Origin of the sequence: Burkholderia sp. Cy-637 (assembly GCF_011753175.1) — a bacterium.
Classification (GTDB): Bacteria; Pseudomonadota; Gammaproteobacteria; order Burkholderiales; family Burkholderiaceae; genus Burkholderia; species Burkholderia gladioli.
In genome coordinates this window covers 1-18,996 of sequence record NZ_VWWC01000083.1, presented here as the reverse complement: position 1 = coordinate 18,996, position 18,996 = coordinate 1, and the positions used below count along the sequence as shown (strand labels likewise).

The 18,996-nt window shown below is 69.4% G+C and carries 21 protein-coding genes; 15 read left to right on the top strand and 6 right to left on the bottom strand.

Translation table 11 applies throughout. The features are described from left to right. Nucleotides 1-22: 22 nt before the first annotated feature. Nucleotides 23-736 carry an MgtC/SapB family protein gene (locus F3J10_RS20990; RefSeq protein WP_025097949.1) on the bottom strand — a complete coding sequence of 238 codons (714 nt, stop codon included), beginning with the start codon at nucleotides 734-736 and terminating at the stop codon, nucleotides 23-25. A gap of 418 nt (nucleotides 737-1,154) precedes the next feature. Between F3J10_RS20990 and F3J10_RS20985 the strand changes: the two genes are divergently transcribed. Beyond that, nucleotides 1,155-1,616 (top strand): cupin domain-containing protein, encoded by a 462-nt coding sequence (locus F3J10_RS20985; RefSeq protein WP_166912410.1) that lies wholly within the window; start codon nucleotides 1,155-1,157, stop codon nucleotides 1,614-1,616. 115 nt (nucleotides 1,617-1,731) lie between these two features. On the opposite strand, the gene F3J10_RS20980 is transcribed toward F3J10_RS20985, so the two are convergent. Beyond that, the gene (locus F3J10_RS20980) at nucleotides 1,732-2,271 is read right to left on the bottom strand and encodes an RNA polymerase sigma factor (protein ID WP_167242907.1); all 540 of its coding nucleotides are present in this window, start codon (nucleotides 2,269-2,271) and stop codon (nucleotides 1,732-1,734) included. Between the two features lie 590 nt (nucleotides 2,272-2,861). Between F3J10_RS20980 and F3J10_RS20975 the strand changes: the two genes are divergently transcribed. Next, nucleotides 2,862-3,314: a cupin domain-containing protein gene (locus tag F3J10_RS20975; protein WP_017919090.1), complete on the top strand. Its 453-nt coding sequence runs from the start codon at nucleotides 2,862-2,864 to the stop codon at nucleotides 3,312-3,314. A gap of 91 nt (nucleotides 3,315-3,405) precedes the next feature. Here F3J10_RS20975 and F3J10_RS20970 read toward each other — a convergent pair whose 3' ends face one another. Next, nucleotides 3,406-4,155 (bottom strand): alpha/beta fold hydrolase, encoded by a 750-nt coding sequence (locus F3J10_RS20970; RefSeq protein ID WP_167242906.1) that lies wholly within the window; start codon nucleotides 4,153-4,155, stop codon nucleotides 3,406-3,408. A 104-nt stretch (nucleotides 4,156-4,259) separates the two neighbouring features. On the opposite strand from F3J10_RS20970, the gene F3J10_RS20965 reads away from it, so the two are divergent. The 4 genes from F3J10_RS20965 (at nucleotide 4,260) to F3J10_RS20950 (ending at nucleotide 9,023) form a co-directional block, all read left to right on the top strand. Then, nucleotides 4,260-5,198, top strand: a complete 939-nt coding sequence (locus F3J10_RS20965; protein ID WP_017919092.1) for a LysR family transcriptional regulator — start codon at nucleotides 4,260-4,262, stop codon at nucleotides 5,196-5,198. Nucleotides 5,199-5,355: 157 nt separating this feature from the next. Further along, nucleotides 5,356-6,549, top strand: a complete 1,194-nt coding sequence (locus tag F3J10_RS20960; protein WP_025097955.1) for a CaiB/BaiF CoA-transferase family protein — start codon at nucleotides 5,356-5,358, stop codon at nucleotides 6,547-6,549. Between the two features lie 68 nt (nucleotides 6,550-6,617). Continuing rightward, a complete protein-coding gene (locus F3J10_RS20955; protein WP_029949772.1) occupies nucleotides 6,618-7,553 on the top strand; it encodes a hydroxymethylglutaryl-CoA lyase in 936 nt (311 codons plus the stop codon). A gap of 132 nt (nucleotides 7,554-7,685) precedes the next feature. Beyond that, a complete protein-coding gene (locus F3J10_RS20950) occupies nucleotides 7,686-9,023 on the top strand; it encodes an MFS transporter (protein WP_167242905.1) in 1,338 nt (445 codons plus the stop codon). Between the two features lie 85 nt (nucleotides 9,024-9,108). Here the strand turns inward: F3J10_RS20950 and F3J10_RS20945 are convergent, their stop codons facing one another. Continuing rightward, nucleotides 9,109-10,275 (bottom strand): metallophosphoesterase, encoded by a 1,167-nt coding sequence (locus tag F3J10_RS20945; protein WP_025097958.1) that lies wholly within the window; start codon nucleotides 10,273-10,275, stop codon nucleotides 9,109-9,111. Between the two features lie 343 nt (nucleotides 10,276-10,618). Beyond that, nucleotides 10,619-11,203: a malonic semialdehyde reductase gene (locus F3J10_RS20940; protein WP_166912416.1), complete on the bottom strand. Its 585-nt coding sequence runs from the start codon at nucleotides 11,201-11,203 to the stop codon at nucleotides 10,619-10,621. Between the two features lie 117 nt (nucleotides 11,204-11,320). Here F3J10_RS20940 and F3J10_RS20935 point away from each other — a divergent pair, with 117 nt between their 5' ends. The 3 genes from F3J10_RS20935 (at nucleotide 11,321) to F3J10_RS20925 (ending at nucleotide 13,791) form a co-directional block, all read left to right on the top strand. Then, a complete protein-coding gene (locus F3J10_RS20935) occupies nucleotides 11,321-11,926 on the top strand; it encodes an alpha-ketoglutarate-dependent dioxygenase AlkB (RefSeq protein ID WP_036056702.1) in 606 nt (201 codons plus the stop codon). Between the two features lie 233 nt (nucleotides 11,927-12,159). Next, nucleotides 12,160-12,771: a thioredoxin fold domain-containing protein gene (locus F3J10_RS20930; protein ID WP_025097961.1), complete on the top strand. Its 612-nt coding sequence runs from the start codon at nucleotides 12,160-12,162 to the stop codon at nucleotides 12,769-12,771. Between the two features lie 117 nt (nucleotides 12,772-12,888). Next, complete coding sequence (locus F3J10_RS20925) at nucleotides 12,889-13,791, top strand: IclR family transcriptional regulator (RefSeq protein ID WP_013689900.1); 903 nt, start codon at nucleotides 12,889-12,891, stop codon at nucleotides 13,789-13,791. A gap of 125 nt (nucleotides 13,792-13,916) precedes the next feature. Here the strand turns inward: F3J10_RS20925 and F3J10_RS20920 are convergent, their stop codons facing one another. After that, nucleotides 13,917-14,996 (bottom strand): porin, encoded by a 1,080-nt coding sequence (locus F3J10_RS20920; RefSeq protein ID WP_025097962.1) that lies wholly within the window; start codon nucleotides 14,994-14,996, stop codon nucleotides 13,917-13,919. A 415-nt stretch (nucleotides 14,997-15,411) separates the two neighbouring features. Here F3J10_RS20920 and F3J10_RS20915 point away from each other — a divergent pair, with 415 nt between their 5' ends. The 6 genes from F3J10_RS20915 to F3J10_RS20890 form a co-directional block, all read left to right on the top strand. Beyond that, complete coding sequence (locus F3J10_RS20915; RefSeq protein WP_013689902.1) at nucleotides 15,412-15,729, top strand: non-heme iron oxygenase ferredoxin subunit; 318 nt, start codon at nucleotides 15,412-15,414, stop codon at nucleotides 15,727-15,729. A gap of 2 nt (nucleotides 15,730-15,731) precedes the next feature. Further along, the gene (locus F3J10_RS20910; RefSeq protein WP_025097963.1) at nucleotides 15,732-16,043 is read left to right on the top strand and encodes a recombinase-like helix-turn-helix domain-containing protein; all 312 of its coding nucleotides are present in this window, start codon (nucleotides 15,732-15,734) and stop codon (nucleotides 16,041-16,043) included. A gap of 41 nt (nucleotides 16,044-16,084) precedes the next feature. Next, nucleotides 16,085-17,194, top strand: a complete 1,110-nt coding sequence (locus tag F3J10_RS20905) for an aromatic ring-hydroxylating dioxygenase subunit alpha (protein ID WP_025097964.1) — start codon at nucleotides 16,085-16,087, stop codon at nucleotides 17,192-17,194. Further along, on the top strand, nucleotides 17,187-17,957 hold the full coding sequence (locus F3J10_RS20900) for an SDR family oxidoreductase (protein ID WP_025097965.1): 771 nt from the start codon (nucleotides 17,187-17,189) through the stop codon (nucleotides 17,955-17,957). Before F3J10_RS20905 ends, F3J10_RS20900 begins: the two co-directional genes overlap by 8 nt. A 97-nt stretch (nucleotides 17,958-18,054) precedes the next feature. Continuing rightward, complete coding sequence (locus F3J10_RS20895; RefSeq protein ID WP_166917158.1) at nucleotides 18,055-18,582, top strand: cupin domain-containing protein; 528 nt, start codon at nucleotides 18,055-18,057, stop codon at nucleotides 18,580-18,582. Nucleotides 18,583-18,608: 26 nt separating this feature from the next. Next, nucleotides 18,609-18,996: alpha/beta fold hydrolase (locus tag F3J10_RS20890; RefSeq protein WP_167242904.1), on the top strand; the 388-nt coding region annotated here is incomplete at its 3' end.

Below are 18,996 nucleotides of genomic sequence, written 5' to 3'. Positions count from 1 at the left end.
GGGCCCGCATCGCGCGCCCCTGTCACTCCATCATCGGCTCGGCTTCCCTGGCGGTCCAGCTCACGCTCGAGATGCTCTTCTCCATGCTCATGCGGCTCGCGATCTGCTCGAGCTTGGCCTGGTCCTTGGGATGCAGCTTCAGCGTGGCGGTCACCTTGATGCGCTCGACCGCGCCTTCCTGTTCCACGTCCTCGCTGGTCAGGCTCTGGAACGACAGCGGTTTCGCGTACATCGAGTTCGACAGCAGGGTACGCACGTGGATCTCGTCGGCGGCCAGGCAGATCACGGTGATCTGGTATTCGCGGACCAGGTCGGCGTTCGACACCGGGGTGGCGTTGATCGCGTGGCTGAGCGAGCGCAGCACGGTATTGACCAGCAGCACCACCACCGTGCCGGCCAGCGCGGGCAGGTAGTGGCCGCTGCCCGAGAGCACGCCGACGGCGGCCGAGCACCACAGCGTGGCGGCGGTATTGATGCCCTGGATCGCGCCTTTCTCGCGCATGATCACGCCGCCGCCGAGGAAGCCGACGCCCGACACCACGTAGGCGGCGATCTGGGTGACGCCGGCCACGCCGTTGCCGGTCAGCACGCCGAGCGTGACGAACAGGCAGGCGCCGCAGGTCACCAGGGTGATGGTGCGCAGGCCGGCGGTGCGCTGGCGCAACTGGCGCTCGATGCCGATCGCGACGCCGCAACTGAAGGCGGTGAGAAGACGGAGGATGAATTCGACGGTCATATGGCTTGCCTGGCATGGGGCGCCGTGCGGCACGGCGTCGAGCCCGGCCGCGCGCAAGGCGCAGCCCGACACGATAGCCTGCGACGGCAACCGGAATGTGAAACGGGGATGACACGCGCCGCGCGACCGACGCGGCGGCAGCCAGGCAGGCTGCGGACGTTCAGGCGCGGGGCTGTGCGATGCGTTCGCGACAACTGTCCACGGAGGTTCCTTCTGGAAGCGGATGGCGGCGATTCTAGCAGGCCGCGCGGCGTGCCGGGCGGGCGGCGCGAGCCGATGCAAGGCGCTGTGGTTTGCGCGCATCGTTGCATGCGCAACGGGCGAACCGCGCGCCGCCATGGCGAAGCGGGCCCGGCACGGCCGGCGCGGGCGCTTCTACAATACGCGGCTTTCGATCCTTTCCTTCCCGGGACTCGCCATGATTCGACGCTATCCGGCAGCGCTGCTGCTCGCCTCCACCCTGTTGTGCGCCGGCGCGCATGCCCAGACGCTGCACCCGCTCAAGCTGTCGAAGGCCGAACTCGCCGGCCCGGTGTTCCAGCGGCCCGGCGTGGTGAAGGAGAGCAAGGACGGCAACCACACCAGCGACTTCACCAGCTATACCTCGCCGGACAAGGTGTTCCAGACCGGCGTCTACCAGTCCGGGCCGGTGCGCGAGGAGATTCGCGAGGCGCCGGGCACGCCGTACACGGAGTTTCTCTACTTCCTGTCGGGCAGCGTGAAGCTGACCTCGTCCGACGGCACGGTGATGCAGGTGCATGCGGGCGAGGCGGTGACGCTGCCCAAGGGATGGACCGGCGTGTACGAGTCGAGCGGCTATACCAAGCTCTATGCCTTGTACGACCCCAGCGCGGCCGCACCGGCAAAGCCGGTGCAATGAGCGCTGCAATGAACCACGATCGGGTGTGAAGACGGCCGGCTGGCGGGCTGCCTTCGGCGGCCCGGGCGGTTGGGAGGAGAGCGGGGCGAGGCGGGGCGGGCCGTGCCCCTCGAATTCAGTGCGTGGCCGGCGTGCCGGCTCGCGCGTCCTTGCGCAGGCGCGCGCCGATCATCATGCGGGCCTGCACCACGTTGCTCGCCACGCTGCCGGCCGAGATGCCGAGGATCTGCGCGGCTTCCTCGTAGGAGAAGCCCTCGATCGCCACCAGCACCATGGAGATGCGCGGCGTGTCGGCCAGGTGCGAGACCGCGTCGATCACCTCGTCGTGGCTCGGCGCGCCGGCGCGGGCCTGCATGGCGGTGGCGCCCGGCCGCGCGGCGGCGTCCGGCATGTCGTCGAGACCGGTGGCGTCGGGCTGCTCGCCGGCCGCGCCGTCGTAGCGCATGTCGTCGAGCCAGACGTGATAGATCACCGAATACATCCAGCCCGGCACCGACAAGGTCGGGCCCGGCCCCTGGGCCAGCCCGAACACCCGCAGGCAGGCGCGCCGCAGCAGCACCTCGGCATCGCGCGGGTTGCCCGCCACGCGCAGCGCAAAGATCCAGAGCCGCGGCAAGAGATCCCGCAGTGCATGTGAAAGTTGTTCACGGCTCATCAGTCGTTCCGTTTTCCGCGCATGATTCATCAATACCGGACCGCACCGGCGTGCCTCGCGCCAATCGGTGAGAAGGCGCGCGAATTCATCGCCGGCATCGGCAATTGCTTTGGATGACTACGTTTCAGTGATTGACGTACCGATCGACGATGATCGGGCATGGTGTCTGGCCTGGCCGGTGTGGTGCGCCAGGAATGCTCGCCGGGCGGGAATGCTTGCCGGATCGATGCGGCGCAGGGACAAGCGCGCCGGACATGTGGCCGAATCCGACGCAGCGGATTGCGCGGTGCCGACGGAACGGATGGCTCGGCACGGCGGTCGGGCAGCGTGGATCTCACGCCAGGCCCCGCGAAACATGTGATGGACATTGTGTCCAAGCGCAGATTTGCTGTCAATAACGAAACAGGCGGGGCATCCGCTAAACAGCGGGGATTGTGTTGCCAGTTGTATCCAAGTCTCGCGAACGCTCGTTCGTGACGGTCGGCGCCTCGCAATGGAATATTCGAGGCGCCCGGACGTTCTGCGAAGCAGGGCACGCGTCGATTCGCGAGCGCGTGCCACCTTCATCGCATCGTGCCAGGAGACTCCGCATGGAAACCCGTTCCCCTTCCACCGACGCCCCGACCTGCCGCGTGGTCCGGCCCGGCGATCGTCACGCCGGCAAGCAGGCGCTGCTCTACGAGGTCGGCGTGTCGGCCGCCACCTGCGGCGCGCAAGGCATCCACCTGCAACTGGCGACGATTCCGCCGCGCGCCAGCGCCGTGGCCCACAAGCACGCGACCCACGAGACCGCCATCTACATCCTCAGCGGCAGCTCGGGCATGTGGTACGGCGAGGGCCTGGCGCAGCACCTGGTGGTGAATGCCGGCGAGTTTCTCTACATTCCCGCGGACACGCCGCATCTGCCCTACAACGCGAGCGAGAGCGAGAACTGCGTGGCCGTGATCGCGCGCACCGATCCGAACGAGCAGGAGAGCGTGACGCTGCTGCCGCAACTCGACACGGTGCGCCCCGGCTCGCCGGTGGACTGGCCGCACGACTGATCCGGCGCGCGCGATGGCGGTGCGATGGAGGCGATGCGTCGTGCGCATCGCTTCGCATGGCTGGACATCGCTTCGCGCGAGACGCCTCGCGTCAGGCCGGCTGGCAGGCCTTCAGCTCCCGGTCGAGCAGCTCGAGCACGGCCGCCTCGTTCGAATGGATGAAGAAGTGATCGCCCTCGAACAGATGCCGGCGGCAGGGCAGGCGCGTCTCGCGCTGCCATTCGCCCAGGTGCTCGTGCTCGATCTCGGCATCGCCGCGCCCGTTGAGCACGACGATCGGGATCTCCAGCGGCGGGCCCGGCTCGTAGCGGTAATGCGCGGCCATCGCGAAGTCGGCGCGGATGGTGGGCGCCATCAGCTCCATCAGTTCGCGGTGCGCCAGCAGCTCGGGTGGCGCGCCGTTGTAGCGGGCCAGTGCGGCCACCAGGGCATCGCCGTGCAGCTCGTGGATGTCGCCGCCGCGGTTGCCGAACTGCGGTGCGTCGCAGCCAGATGCGATCAGCGCGAGCGGCACCGGCTTGCCGTGCCGGCTCGCGTGGCGCGCCAATTCGAAGGCCAGCAGCGCGCCGAGGCTGTGGCCGAAGAACACGAAGGGCAGCGGATCGTCGAACGGAAACACCTCGGCGATGCGCGCCACCGCCGTCGGCACGTCGGTCAGCAGCGGCTCGCGCAGCCGCGCGCCGCGCCCCGGCAACTGCACGCCGACCACCTCGACCGAGGCATCGAGCCGGCCCTGCCAGGGCATGTAGCTGCCGGCGTTGCCGCCGGCGTGGCTGAAGCAGAACATCCGCAGGCGGACCGGGCCGCGCGGGCGCGACAGGAACCAGGAGGATTTCGACATGGAATCTGGGGACCTTGGAAGACAAGCGCAGCCGCCATTCTAAGGCGAGGGGGCCGGAACGAAATGACGGCACAATACGCGCATCCTCACCGCGCGAACCGGCCATGCTGCTCAAGACCCTCCTGCGACGCCTCGACCTGACCACCCTGCAGCTGTTCCTCGCGGTCCACGAGGAAGGCACGCTCACGCGCGCGGCCGAGCGCGAGGCGATCGCGGTATCGGCGGCCAGCAAGCGCCTGCTGGAACTCGAGCAGGTGGTGGGCGCCGCGCTGTTCCAGCGCAATGCGCGCGGCATGACGCTGACGCCGGCCGGCGAGACCCTGCTGCACCACGCGCGGCGCGTGATGCGCGACATCGAGAACATCGGCGCCGAGCTGGCCGGCTACGCCAGCGGCGTGCGAGGTTACGTGCGCATGTCCTCGAACCTGTCGGGCATCGTCGAATTCCTGCCCGAGGACCTGCGCGCCTTCCAGGCCGAGCACGAGCGCGTCAAGCTCGACCTCGAGGAGCGTCCCAGCGGCGGCGTGGTGGAGGCCGTCGACGACAGCCTGGTCGATATCGGCATCTGCTCGGAAGACGCGGACACGCGCGAGCTGCATGTCGAGCACTATCGCCACGACACGCTGGTGATCGTCGCGCGCCACGATCATCCGCTGGCCGCCTATCCGAACCTGCCGTTCGCCGCCACGCTCGACAGCGACCATGTCGGGCTGCACGTCTCCAGCTCGATCAACGTGCGCACGCACCTGGCCGCGCGTCATGCCGGCCGGCCGCTGCGCCTGCGCATCCACGTGCCCGGCTTCGACGCCGTGTGCCGGATGGTGCAGGCCGGCATGGGCGTGGGCGTGCTGCCGAGGAAGGTCTACGAGCTGATGGGGCGCCCGCTGGGGCTGGCCTCGATCGCGCTCGACGACGACTGGGCCGCGCGCCGGCTGGTGCTGGTGGTGCGCGAGGTGGCGGCGCTCTCGCCGGTCAGCCGGCTGCTGTTCGAGCACCTGCGGACCGTCGAGGCGCGCGACGGCGGGGCGCCGGCCGACAACTGATCCATGGCCCGTGACGGGCTGCTGCAACCCAAAAAACGAAAGGAAAGCGAAAGCATTTTCGCGATTCGCGAACGCTGCTTGGCGAATCACGGTTGGACCTTCGCCACCCGGCAACCCTAGGCTGTGCTCCATAGGCATTCAACCCGGAGACAGCAAGATGAGTGGCCCGCTCCAAGGGATCCGCGTGATCGAAATCGGCACGCTGATCGCCGCGCCCTTCGCCGCCCGCCTGATGGCGGAGTTCGGCGCCGAAGTGATCAAGATCGAAGCGCCCGAGACGGGCGACCCGCTTCGCAAATGGCGCAAGCTGCACGAGGGCACCTCGCTCTGGTGGTACCTGCAGTCGCGCAACAAGAAATCCGTCTGCGTCAACCTGAAGTCGCCCGAAGGCGTCGAGATCGTGCGCAAGCTCGCCTCGGAAGCCGACGTGGTGATCGAGAACCTGCGCCCCGGCGCGCTGGAGAAGCTCGGCCTCGGCTGGGACGCGCTGCACGCGCTCAACCCGAAGCTGACCATGGTCCGCATCTCGGGCTACGGCCAGACCGGCCCCTATCGCGATCGCCCCGGCTTCGGCGCGATCGGCGAGGCGATGGGCGGGATCCGCTACACCACCGGCGAGATCGACGGCGCCCCGGCGCGCGTCGGCGTGAGCCTGGGCGATTCGCTGGCCTCGCTGCACGGCGTGATCGGCGCGCTGATGTCGCTGCTGCGCGTGAAGACCGGGCAGGGCGAGGGGCAGGTGGTCGACGTCTCGCTGGTCGAGAGCGTGTTCAACCTGATGGAAAGCCTGGTGCCCGAGTACGACCTGCTCGGCCATGTGCGCGAGCGCAGCGGCGGCGCGCTGCCCGGCATCGCGCCCTCGAACACCTATCGCACCGAGGACGGCGCCTTCGTGGTGATCGCCGGCAACAGCGACCCGATCTTCCGGCGCCTGATGCAGGTGATCGGCCGCCCTGAGCTGGCCGAGGATCCCGCGCTCGCCTACAACGACGGGCGCGTCAAGCAGAACGCGATGCTCGATGCCGCGATCGGCGCCTGGACCTCGCATCATTCGATCGACGAGGTGCTGGCCGCGCTCGAGCGCGCCGAGGTGCCGGCCGGCCGGATCTACTCGGTGGCCGACATCGTCAGCGATCCTCATTACCAGGCGCGCGAGATGCTGATCCCGGCCACCCTGCCGGGCGGCGCCGCCGTCACCATGCCCGGCATCGTGCCCAAGCTGTCGGACACGCCCGGCACGGTGAACTGGCAGGGCCCGGCGCTCGGCGAGCACACCGCCGACGTGCTGGCGGGCCTGGGCTTCGGCGAGGACGAGATCGCGCGGCTGCGCGAGCAGGGGGCGGTGCAATGAGCGCGAATCTCAATCCGAACCTCAACCCGAACCTCAACGCCCAGGACCTGCATCCGGTCAGCCTGCGCATGGCGGCCGATACCCTGGTGGTGCAGGAAGTGTCGCCGCGCGACGGCCTGCAGATCGAGCCGAAATGGGTCGAGACGGCCGACAAGATCGCGCTGATCGATTCCCTCTCGCAGCTCGGCTTCACGCGCATCGAGGCCGGCTCCTTCGTTTCGCCCAAGGCGATTCCGGCGCTGCGCGACGGCGACGAGGTGTTTCGCGGCATCCGCCGCGCGCCCGGCGTGACCTACGTGGCGCTGATCCCGAACGCGAAGGGTGCCGAGCGCGCGCTGGCCGCGCGCGCCGACGAGCTGAACCTGGTGATGTCGGCCAGCCAGACCCACAACCGCGCCAACATGCGCATGAGCTGCGAGAACTCGCTGGCCGGCTTCGGCGACATCGTCGGCCTGGTGCACGGCGCGCGCGTCTCGCTCAACGGCACGGTGGCGACCGCCTTCGGCTGCCCCTTCGAGGGGCGCATCGACGAGAACCGCGTGCTGCACCTGGTCGACGCCTATCGCGAGCTGGGGATCGGCGGCATCACGCTGGCCGATACCACCGGCATGGCCAACCCGCGGCAGGTCACGCGGCTGGTGGCGCGGGTGCTGGACCTGGTGCCGGCCTCGGCGCTGACCCTGCATTTCCACGACACGCGCGGGCTCGGCCTGGCCAACGTGCTGGCCGCCTACGAGGCCGGCGCGCGCCGCTTCGACGCCTCGCTGGGCGGCCTCGGCGGCTGCCCGTTCGCGCCCGGCGCGTCCGGCAACATCTGCACCGAGGATCTCGTGAACCTGTGCGACGAGATGGAGATCCCCAACACCATCGACCTGGCGCGGCTGCTGCCGCTGTCGCGCACGCTGCCGGCCCTGGTCGGCCACGAGGTGCCGGGGCAGGTGGCGAAGGCGGGCCGCAACACCGACCTGCATCCGGCGCCGGCCTACGTGGCGGAAATCGCCTGAGGGCGGCGGCGGCGCCAGCCGGCCGATCGTTTCAGATGAGCTGAAGTCCCGACGTTTCACCGTATCAACGAGCTACGGCATCCCAACCAATTCGACCGGACGGCCCTCCGCCAGTCCGGCCTGGAGACAAACATGGCAAGCAGCAGCGCAATCGCATCGGACGGCCGCGAGGCCGGCAGCGAAACCGGCATCACGGTGATCCGCAAGGTAGCCTGGCGGCTCATGCCGCTGATCATGATCTGCTACCTGTTCGCGTTCTTCGACCGCATCAACATCAGCTTCGCGAAGTTCCAGCTGCAGGGCGACCTCGGCCTGTCCGACACCGCCTACGGGCTCGGCGCGAGCCTGTTCGTGATCGGCTACGTGCTGTTCGAGGTGCCGAGCAACATGCTGCTCTATCGCGTCGGCGCGCGGCGCTGGATCGCGCGGATCATGATCTCCTGGGGCATCGCCACCACGGCGATGGTGTTCGTCCATACCGAATGGCAGTTCTACGGGCTGCGCTTCGTGATCGGCGCGATGGAGGCCGGCTTCGCGCCGGGCGTGCTCTATTACCTGACGCTGTGGTTCCCGCCCAGCCATCGCGGCCGCATCACCTCGCTGCTGTTCCTGGCCTCGGCCTTCTCGGGCCTGGTGGGCGCGCCGGCCGCCGGGCTCGTGCTCGGCCACCTGAACGGCGCGCTGGGCATGCCGGGCTGGCACTGGCTGTTCCTGCTCGGCGGCGTGCCCTGCGTGCTGCTCGGCGTGCTGGTGATGGTCCAGCTCAAGGACCGCATCGAGGACGCGTCCTGGCTGTCGGGCAACGAGAAGGCCTGGCTCGCCGGGCAGATCGCGCAGCAGGGCCGCCATCCGCAGGGCGGCCATTCGCTGCTCGGCGCGCTCAGGACGCCCGGTTTCCTGATGCTGGGCCTGGTCTACTTCCTGATCCAGATCGCCTCCTACGGGCTCAACTTCTGGGCGCCGCACCTGATCCGTACCGCCGGCACGCAGAATCCCACCCTGATCGGCCTGCTGACCTCGGTGCCCTATATCGCCGGCGCGATCGCGATGGTGACGGTGGGGCGCCTGTCGGATGCGAGCGGCGAGCGGCGCAAGTACGTGGTGGCCTTGCTGTTGATGGCCAGCGTCGGCTTCTTCGCGGCCGGCTACTTCGACCGCCAGACCACCTTGCTGCTGGTCGCGCTGGCGGTGATCGGCGCCGGCGTGGTGGCCTCGATCCCGGCCTTCTGGGCGCTGCCGCCCAAGCTCGTGACCGGCGCCGGCGCGGCCGGCGGCATCGCGGTGATCAACACGCTCGGGCAACTGGGCGGGATCGTCAGCCCGGTGATGGTCGGCCGGGTGCGCGACCTGACCGGCTCGACCACCCCGGCGCTCTACGTGATCGCGCTGCTGAGCCTGGTCTGCGCGCTGCTGGTGGCCTATGCGCTGCCGGCCTCGCTGCGCGAGCGGGATGCGCGCATCGAACGCTGAGGCGTCATCGATCGACCGTGATCGATCGTGCTCGAAAAAATGCCGCCCCCGAAGGGGCGGCATTTTTGCATGTGGAGCCGGCGACTCATTGCACGGGGCGGCCGGCCACCAACTTGACGCGCGTGATTTCCGAAGGCGCGCCGAAGCGCTTGGGCGGGCCCCAGTAGCCGGTACCGCGGCTGGTATAGACCCACAGTCCGTTCAGGCGCGCCAGCCCCGAGACGAAGGGCTGCTGCAGCGGCACGAAGAAATTCCAGGGGAAGAACTGCCCGCCGTGGGTGTGGCCCGAGAGCTGCAGCGTGAAGCCGGCATCGGCCGCCGCGTTGGCGCTGCGCGGCTGGTGCGCGAGCAGCACGCGCAGCCGCACGTCGGCGGGCGCGCCCGCCAGCGCCGCGCTCGGGTCGCTGCGATGGGCGGGATCGAAGCTGCCGGCGGAGTAGTCGGTCACGCCGGCCAGCACCAGGCGCCCGTCGCCGTGCTCGATGGTGCGATGCTCGTTCATCAGCACGTCCAGGCCGATGCGGCGGAATTCGGCCACCCAGGCATCCGCGCCCGAGTAGTACTCGTGGTTGCCGGTCACCACGAAGGCGCCGTGCCGCGCGCGCAGCGCGCCCAGCGGCGCGGCGTGGCCCGCCAGGCGCGCCACGCTGCCGTCCACCACGTCGCCGGTGACGGCGATCAGGTCCGGCTGCAGCCGGTTCACCGCGTTGACGATCGCCTCGACGTAGCCGCGCTTGATGGTCGGCCCGACGTGGATGTCGCTGATCTGCACGATCGTGAAGCCGTCCAGCGAGGCCGGCAGGTCGTCGATCGGCACCTCGACCTCGACCACGCGCGCGAGGCGCCGCGCGTTGAAGAAGCCGATCGCGCTGGCCGCGAAGGCCAGCAGCGGCACGGCGTCGGCGCTGAGGGCGCGCCAGTGCGCGAGCGAGACGGTATGTGGCGCCAGCGCGTCGAGCGTCAGCAGCGAGGCGAGCAGCAGGTCGCGCGCCAGCGTGAGCACCAGCAGCGAGGAGAAGAATCCCATCTCGAGCAGGCCGATCCAGGCCACGCGGTCGCCGAGCGGCTGCCGCTCGAAGGTGCGCGAGAGCATGCCGAGGGGGATCACGAGGCAGGAGGCGACCAGCCAGAGCACGGCGGGAATGCGCGCGGCGCTCGAACTGAAATCGGGAATCAGGCGGAAGCCGACATAGACGTGGAACAGCACGCCGAAAGTAATCAGCCGCAGCAGGAAGGCGGAGATGCGTCGCATGGTGGCAGCAGCGGAAGTGAGGCGGGGAACGGGGCGGCACCGCAGGGAGCGTCGGCGCCGGGGGCGAAGCGCAACAGCGGGCGTCCCGCGCGAGGGCGGGGCGCCTGGGTTGACGAGCCGGTCGAGCGGGGCAGGCGGCGTGGCTCGGGCTGGCGAGGGCGCGTGGCGCATGTGCGGGCGAGGGCGAGGGCGGCCGCCAGGCGGCGCGTCGATGCCCGCGCCCGGCGTCGTGCCAGCGCTTGCGCCGCGGATTCCGAAGCCGGTTCCGCGGCGGCCGATGCCGAATCTCGTGCCGCTCGTCATGGTGTGCCGCCTGCCGTCGCCTGCCGGCGGCGGCGCGCGCTTACTCGATCCGCGCGGCTTCGTCGAAGGCGAAACGCGGGCTGCGCGGGAACAGGCCCTTCTCGTCGCCGTAGCCGAGGTTGACCAGGAAGTTGGCCTTGATCCGCGTGCCGGCGAAGAAGGCTTCCTCGACCTTGGCGGCATCGAAGCCCGACATCGCGCCGGTGTCGAGGCCCAAGGCGCGCGCGGCGAGGATCAGGTAGGCGCCCTGCAGCGAGGAATTGCGGAACGCGGTGGCCTCGATCAGCGCCTCGTTGCCGGCGAACCAGCTGCGCGCGTCGGCGTGCGGGAACAGCTTGGGCAACTGCTCGTGGAAGTCCATGTCCATGCCGACGATCACCGTGACCGGCGCGCTCATGGTCTTGTCGATATTGCCCTCGGCGAGCGCGGGCTTGAGCTTGGCCTTCGCTTCCGGCGACTTCACGAACACGAAGCGCGCCGGGCTGGAGTTGGCCGAGGTGGGGGCCCACAGCGTCAGCTCGACGAGCTGCCTGAGCAGGGCGTCGTCGACCGGCTTCGGCAGCCAGGCGTTGTGGGTGCGGGCGGTGCGGAACAACTGGTCGAATGCGGAATCGGAAAGCATCATCGATCGATCTGGAAAGGGATGGGCTCGATGCCCGGTTGACGGGATGCCGGGGCCGCGCGGCAGCTTGCGGCCCGGGCGCCATCCCGCGATGATAGCCGGATGCGAGGATTCTTACCGATGGACGATCTGTTCGACACGCCGCCCGAGCCCGAACTCGACTGGTATCCCGACTGGCTGCCGCGCGAGCGCGCCGACGCGTTCTTCGCGCGCCTGCTCGCCGAGGTGGACTGGCGGCAGCAGTCGATCCGCACGCCGCGCGGGCCGGTGCCGATGCCGCGGCTCACCGCCTGGCAGGGCGAGCCGGAGGCAGTCTATGTGTATTCCGGCATCCGCAACGTGCCGGCGCCGTGGACCGAGGCGGTGGCCGAGCTGCGCCGGCTCGCCGAGGCCACCTGCGGGGCACGCTTCAACAGCGTGCTGCTGAACCGCTACCGCTCGGGCAGCGACAGCATGAGCTGGCACAGCGACAACGAACCCGAGCTCGGCGAGGCGCCCGTGATCGCCTCGCTGAGCCTGGGCGCCACGCGCGTGTTCGACCTGCGCCACGACGCCAGCCGCGCGCTGCGCGCCTACCGGCTCACGCACGGCAGCCTGCTGGTGATGCGCGGCGCCACCCAGCGCGACTGGCGCCACCGCGTCGCCAAGGCGCCGGCGGTGCAGGGCGAGCGCCTCAATCTCACCTTCCGCCTGGTCGGGCCGCGCCGCGCGCTTGCGGCTAGCTGACGGCGCCGTCAGCGAAACGTCAGTCGCGCGACCCGCGACGGCCGGTATGGTGGCCCGATCCGGCCCGAAGGCCCGGCCGGGAACGGCTGGGCATGGCTGGGAACGGCCAGCGGCCGGCCCGCCGATGGCCGAACGCGCAAAGATGCGCGCAACGCGCGAGAATGCAGGCTGCGCCGCTGCGGCGATAACGAAACCGGCGCGCCAGCGCCACCGAATCACCATCCGAGGATTTCATGAAGACACGGATCAGCATCGCCCTGGCCATCGCCGGCCTGACGATCGCCCTGACGAGCCGGGCGGACGACCCGCCCCCGCCCACCCTGGACGCCGCGCAGGTCGCGCGGGTGCAGGCCGCGCCCGCGATCGTCGAGGGTGCGAGCGGGGCCAAGGTCAAGTCGACGCTGTACGTGTTCATGGATCCGAACTGCATCTACTGCCACCTGATGTGGCGCGCGCTGCGGCCCTACGAGGCGGCCGGGCTGCAGGTCCACTGGATTCCGCTGGCCTTCCTGAAGCCCGATTCGGCCGGCAAGGCCGCCGCGCTGCTCAAGGCGCCGGACGGCCCGGCCCTGCTCAACACGCTCGAGACCAAGTATTCGGAGAAGGACGAATCGGGCGGCATCGCGCCGCTGATGGTGGTCCCGGCCGACGCCAAGGCCAAGCTCGACGCCAACGCGGCGATGTTCCAGCAGCTCGGCTTCACCGGCACGCCCACCGTGGTGTTCCGCACCAAGGAAGGCAAGTGGCTGGGCCTGAACGGGCTGCCGCGCCTGAGCGCGCTGCCCGGCATCCTCAACATGGCCGAGCAGCCGATCACCGATCCGGAACTGCAGCGTTATCGCTGACAGGCGGCTGTCCCGGGCAGGCCCGCCCGCCAGGCGGGCCGTATCGTCGCGCGTTCGAGGCATAATTCGGGAAATCGTTTCCGCCTTCCCTGAATCCTTTCGTCTGCGTTGTCGACAATGGCCAAATCCACGACCGATCCGGCATCCCCAGCGAGCGCGCCTGCCGAGGCGCCCGGCGACGACGACGCGGGCAACCCGTCGTCCTACCTGGTGCCCGGGCTCGAACGCGGGCTGCGCATCCTCGCCGAGTTCTCGGCGCGCGAGCCGGTGCTCGGCGCGCCCGAGCTGTCGAAGCGGATCGGCATTCCGCGCACCACCACCTTCCGGCTGCTGCAGACCCTCGAGGCGCTCGGCTTCCTGGAGCGCGTGCAAGGCGAGAAGAGCTTCCGGCTCGGCGTCGGCGTGTTGCGGCTGGGCTTCGAGTACCTGAGCTCGCTGGAGCTGACCGACCTCGGTGCGCCGGTGCTGGAGCGGCTGCGCGACGCCACCGGCCTGACCACCCATTTGCTGATCCGCGACCTGCAGGACGTGGTGTTCGTGGCGAAATCGCAGAGCCACGCCACCCTGTTCGGCTCGGTGAAGGTGCACGTGGGCACGCGCCTGCCCGCGCACGCCACCGTGCACGGCCACGTGCTGATGGGCGACCTCACGCGCGACGCGATGCGCCAGCTCTATGCCGGCGGCAAGCTCGAACGCTTCACCGAGCACACGCCCGGCGGTATCGACGAGCTCTACGAGCGCGTGCGCCAGTACGCGCGCGCCGGCTATGCGATCAGCGAGGGCGCCTTCGAGTCGGGCATCTCGGCCGTCACCGCGCCGGTGCGCGATCATTCGGGCGCGATCGTGGCGGCCATCACCGCCACCGTGCCGCGTTCCGAGATCGGCGACGCGGCCGAGAAGGAGCGGCTGGTGGAGCAGGTCTGCGGCGCGGCCGTCGACCTGTCCTCGCGGCTCAACTACCGGCCGCTGGAGAACGATCCCACCGTCGCGCACGCGCGCCATCGCGTGGCGATGGTCTGAACGGCGGCGGCGCGGCTCGCCCGAAGGAGGGCGCCGCGCCGCGATGCATGCCGTGTTCCTTTCCCGATGCTCTGCATTCCTCAGGATAATGGCGGCGCGCCGGCCGCCGCGAAGCCTGTTGTCCCTCAGAACGAGTGATGGATGCCGGCCAGCACCACCAGCTGGTTGGCGCCGCTCGACACGCCGGCCGTGAAGAACGCCGCCTGCGCGCCGCCGTTGGCGTGCTCGTAGAGCAGGTTCGCATAGAGCTGGGTGCGTGCCGACAGCGCGTAGATGTCGCCGAATTCGAGCTGGGTCCAGCGCCGCCCCGACAAGGTGGTGGTGGCCACCCCGCCGGCCAGCGTGTTGGCCGGCGTGATCCGGTAGTTGGCGCCCGCGTCGTAGCTCTGGAACGTGTCCGAATAGCCGTTCGACTCCATCTTCACGCGCGTGTAGAGCGCGTGCACCAGCCAGTCGCCGAACGCGTAGGAGGCGCCCGCGCCGAAGTTCTCCACCTTGCTGGCGGTATAGCCGTTGGCGGTGTTTTGCCCCTGGAAGCTGGCGATGCCGGCCTGGCTGACCAGCAGCGAGCGATCATGCTCGTTCGAGTAGACCGCCGCGGCCTTGAACGAGCCGTTCGCGTAGTTGAGCCCGAAGCCGGTCGAGCGGCCCGTGCCGAAGTTGGTGGTGTTGCCCAGCGCCAGCGTGGCGGCGGCCGTGAAGCCGCCCCAGCTCGGCGACTTAAGCTTGATCGCGTTGTTGTAGGGCACGTTGCCGGTGGCGGCCAGCCCGTCGATGTTGCCGGGGTGGAAGGCGTACCAGCTCATCGCCAGGTAGGCGGTGCTGAGCGGGTCGAGCCAGTCGAACTGCAGCGGCGTCTGGCGGCCCAGCGTGATGGTGCCGTAGCGGTTCGAGGCCAGGCCGACATAGGCCGCCCGGTTCCATAGCGTATTGGCGGTCGCGAACGCGCCCGTGTTGGTGTAAAAACCGTTCTCCAGCTGGAAGATCGCCGCCAGGCCGCCGCCGAGGTCCTCGCGCCCGCGCAGGCCCCAGCGGTCCGGCTGCGTATTGCCCTGGATCATCAATACCTTGGTGCTGCCGGCCACGTTGCTGACGTAACCGACCCCCGCATCGAGGCTCCCATACAGCACCACGCTGCTCTGCGCATGGGCGGCCGTGATCGCGCCCGCCGCCATGCATGCCGCTGCTACCGCTCGCTTGACCATCTGATCTCCTGAAACTCCGTGCGGCCGAGCCGTGCCGACCGCGTGCCGGTGAGACGGCGGAACGGACGCCGTCTTACATTTTTCATGTCGTTTGTTCCATATAAGGAACAATGTACCGTTCGTGGAATGAGTATAGGAGCGCTCGCCAAGCGGAAAAAAATAAATCTGAGCGTGAGACGGAACGGTCCACGCGAGGCCCGGCGATTCGTGTTCCTTCGGACAAATTTGGAAATCACCGTGAAATACAGTTGCCGAACGGCAATCGAGCCGAACCGGAGCGGGGCGGCTCGGTGTTTTCCCTAGCTCGCGCGGTTTTTTATTTTTTCCTGGCGCGGCTCGATCCTATAATCACCATCCATAAACCAACGTTCCTTGTATGGAACAAAACGCAACTGATCTGAAGGAAGGCCAGCAGATGTCTGAACAATGGGTTTGCGCCGGACACGCCGGCGCGCTGTCCGAGGATGCGCCGCTCGAGTTCAAGCGGACCGATGGCGTCGAGATCGGCATCTACCGGGTGGGCGACGCGCTCTACGCGCTCGAGAACGTCTGCCCGCATGCCTACGCGCTACTCACCCAGGGCTTCGTCGACGAGGGCACGGTGGAATGCCCGCTGCACGAGGCGGTATTCGACATTCGTACCGGGCAATGCCTGAAGGGGCCCGGCGGCCGCGCGCTGAAGCAGTACGCGGTGCGGCTCGCCGGCGAGGAAATCCAGTTGAAGGTGGAGTGAAGATGGAAACCAAGGTCGTGAGCTTCAATCCGGATCTGCAGCCGTGGCGCGCGCCGGAACCGAACCAGGTGGCCGGCAAGGGGCGTATCGAGATCCCCGGGCAGGTGCCGAACCTGGTGTGGCAGACCCGCAAGGCCGAGCCGACGCCGTACGAGAACGATCTCGGCGATGCGCTCGAGCGCGTGTTCGAGAGCGGCGCGGTCGAACTCGACGAGGTGGTGGCGGCGCTGAACCGCGTGGGTTCGCGTGCCCCCGACGGTTCGGCCTGGACCCTCGAACGCTTCCGCGCGGAGATGGCCGCGCTGGCCGAATAAGGCATGACGGCCCTGTCTTCCCCGCATTCCGGAGCATAACCATGACGTCCCCCACCCAGTCTTCCCAGGCCGCGCCCGCCGCGGATCCGATCCGCGCCTATCTGGACCGTGGCATCCGCAACTATTGGTACCCCGTGGCGCCGAGCTGGCAGGTGTCGAGCGCGCCGGTCGGCCTCACGCGCCTGTCCGAGCAGATCGTGCTGTGGCGCGATCGCGAGGGCCGCGTGCATGCGCTGGAGGATCGCTGCCCGCATCGCGGCGCGCGCCTCTCGCTCGGCTGGAACCTCGGCGACCACGTCGCCTGCTGGTATCACGGCATCGAGGTGGACGGCAGCGGCACCGTCGCGCGCGTGCCGGCCGTCGCCAACTGCCCGCTGGAGGGGCAGGCCTGCGTGAAGTCCTACCCGGTCGAGGAACGGGCCGGCGCGATCTTCCTCTGGTTCGGCGACGAGGCGCATCGCGAGCCCGCGCCGCTGGTGCTGCCCGAGGAGCTGAGCAGCGACGCGTATGCGCATTTCGTCTGCGTCTCGAACTGGACCTGCAACTACCAGTACGCGATCGACAACGTGATGGACCCGATGCACGGCGCCTACCTGCATGCGAGCTCGCATTCGATGGCCGAGGGCGACAAGCAGGCCGACATGCGCGTGCGCAAGACCGAAACCGGCCTGATGTTCGAGAAGGTCGGCCAGCGCGACGTCAATTTCGACTGGGTCGAGCTGGGCGAGACCGGCTGCCTGTGGCTGCGCCTGGCGATTCCCTACAAGCAGAAGTTCGGCCCGGGCGGCAGCTTCGGCATCGTCGGCTTCGCCACGCCGGTGGACGAGGATCACTGCCAGGTCTATTTCTGGCGTACCCGCAAGGTCGACGGCTGGCAGCGCGACGTCTGGCGCTTCCTCTATCGCAATCGCCTCGAGGGCCTGCACTGGGCCGTGCTCGAACAGGATCGCTACGTGCTGGAAAGCCTGGCGCCGAACGCGCGCGATCACGAATACCTCTATCAGCACGATATCGGCATCACGCGCGTGCGGCGCCTGCTGCGCCAGCGCGCGCAGGAACATGCCGCCGCGCTCGACGCGCATCGCGCCGCGCAGGCCGCCGCGGAATCGACCCAGGCGACCCAGCCCGCCACGGAGCATGCGCATGGCTGAGCTTCCGGTTTCGGTTCCGCTCGACGGGCGGCGCGTGATCGTCACGGGCGGCGCGCGCGGGCTCGGCGCGGCCTTCGTCGACGCGCTCGCGGCGGCCGGCGCCAGCGTCGCCTTCGGCGACGTGCTGGTCGAGGCGGGGCAGGCGCTGGCCGCGCGTCATGCCGAGGCGGGCCGCGCGGTGTCCTTCTTCCCGCTCGACCTGGCCGATCCGGCCAGCGTGGCGCGCTTCGTCGCCGAGGCGGCCGGCGCGCTGGGCGGCATCGACGGGCTGGTCAACAACGCGGCCATCACCAACTCGGGCGGCCGCGACGCGGCCGAGCTCGAGATCGGCACCTGGGATGCGGTGATGGACGTGAACGTGCGCGGCGTGTGGCTGGCCTCGAACGCGGCCTATCCGCACCTGGCGCGCTCGGGACGCGGCGCGATCGTCAACATCGCCTCGGACACGGCCCTGTGGGGCGCGCCCCGGCTGCTCGCCTACGTGGCCAGCAAGGGCGCCGTGATCGCCATGACGCATGCGCTGGCGCGCGAATACGGCGCCGCCTCGGTGACGGTCAATGCGATCGCGCCAGGGCTGACCGAGGTCGAGGCGACTCGCTACGTGCCGGCCGAACGCCATGCCTATTACCTGCAGGGCCGCGCGCTGCCGCGCGCGCAAGGGCCCGAGGACGTGACGGGCCCGGTGCTGTTCCTGCTGTCGGATGCCGCGCGTTTCGTGACCGGGCAGTTGCTGCCGGTCAACGGCGGTTTCGTGATGCATTGACGCTTCAATCATCAGCATGCCGAATCGACGCGAACGGTCGATCCGGCGCTTCGGAAAATTGCGGACCCGAGGGTCCTGAAGTCTCTAGGAGAACACCATGGAGCAGCTCGATATCGAACGCAAGTCGTGGGACCAGCCCGCCGACGCGAGCTTCGCGGACTGGATGGAAGGGCGCGTCGCGCGCCTGTCCACGCGCCGCTACGACTGGGACGCGCTGAAGTTCCAGGCCGACTACGACCCGCAGTACCGCCGCGCGCAGATGCGCTACGTCGGCACCGGCGGCACCGGCGTGGCCAAGGACATGAACACCGTGCCGGCCGGCGGTTTCACCTTCTCGACCATGGTGATCCCGGCCGGCAATATCGGCCCGAGCCATATCCACGTCGACGTCGAGGAAATCTTCTTCGTGCTGCGCGGACGCATCAAGGTGATCTGCGAGCGCGACGGCGAGCGCTGGGAAGCCGTGCTCGGCGAGCGCGACCTGATCTCGGTGCCGCCCGGCGTCTATCGCACCGAGATCAACATCGGCGAGGAGGACGCGCTGATGTGCGTGATGCTCGGCGCGGCCAAGCCGATCACGCCCACCTATCCGCCCGATTCGCCGCTCGCGAACCTGAAGCGTTGAGCGAGCACGGGACCAGCATGAGCAGCATGAGCGAAATCGATCCGCGCGGGGCCGAGGCAGAGGCCGGGCCCGACGCGGCCCTGGCTGCCCGGCTCGGGCAGTTTCCGGCGCGGCGCATCGCCATTCGCGAAGCCGGGCTGATCGGCTGGCGCGAATCGGGTCCAGCGGAAGGGGCCGGCGATTCGACGGCACGCGCGGCGGCCGGCGAGCGGGCATTGCCGGTGGTGCTGCTGCACGGCATCGGCTCGGGCGCGGCCTCGTGGCTGGCCCAGCTCGACACGCTCGGCGCGTCGCGTCGCGTGCTGGCCTGGGACGCGCCCGGTTACGGCGAATCGACGCCGGTCGCGCCGGCCTCGCCGCTGGCGGCCGATTACACGGCGGCGCTGGCCGGCTGGCTCGACGCGCTCGCCATCG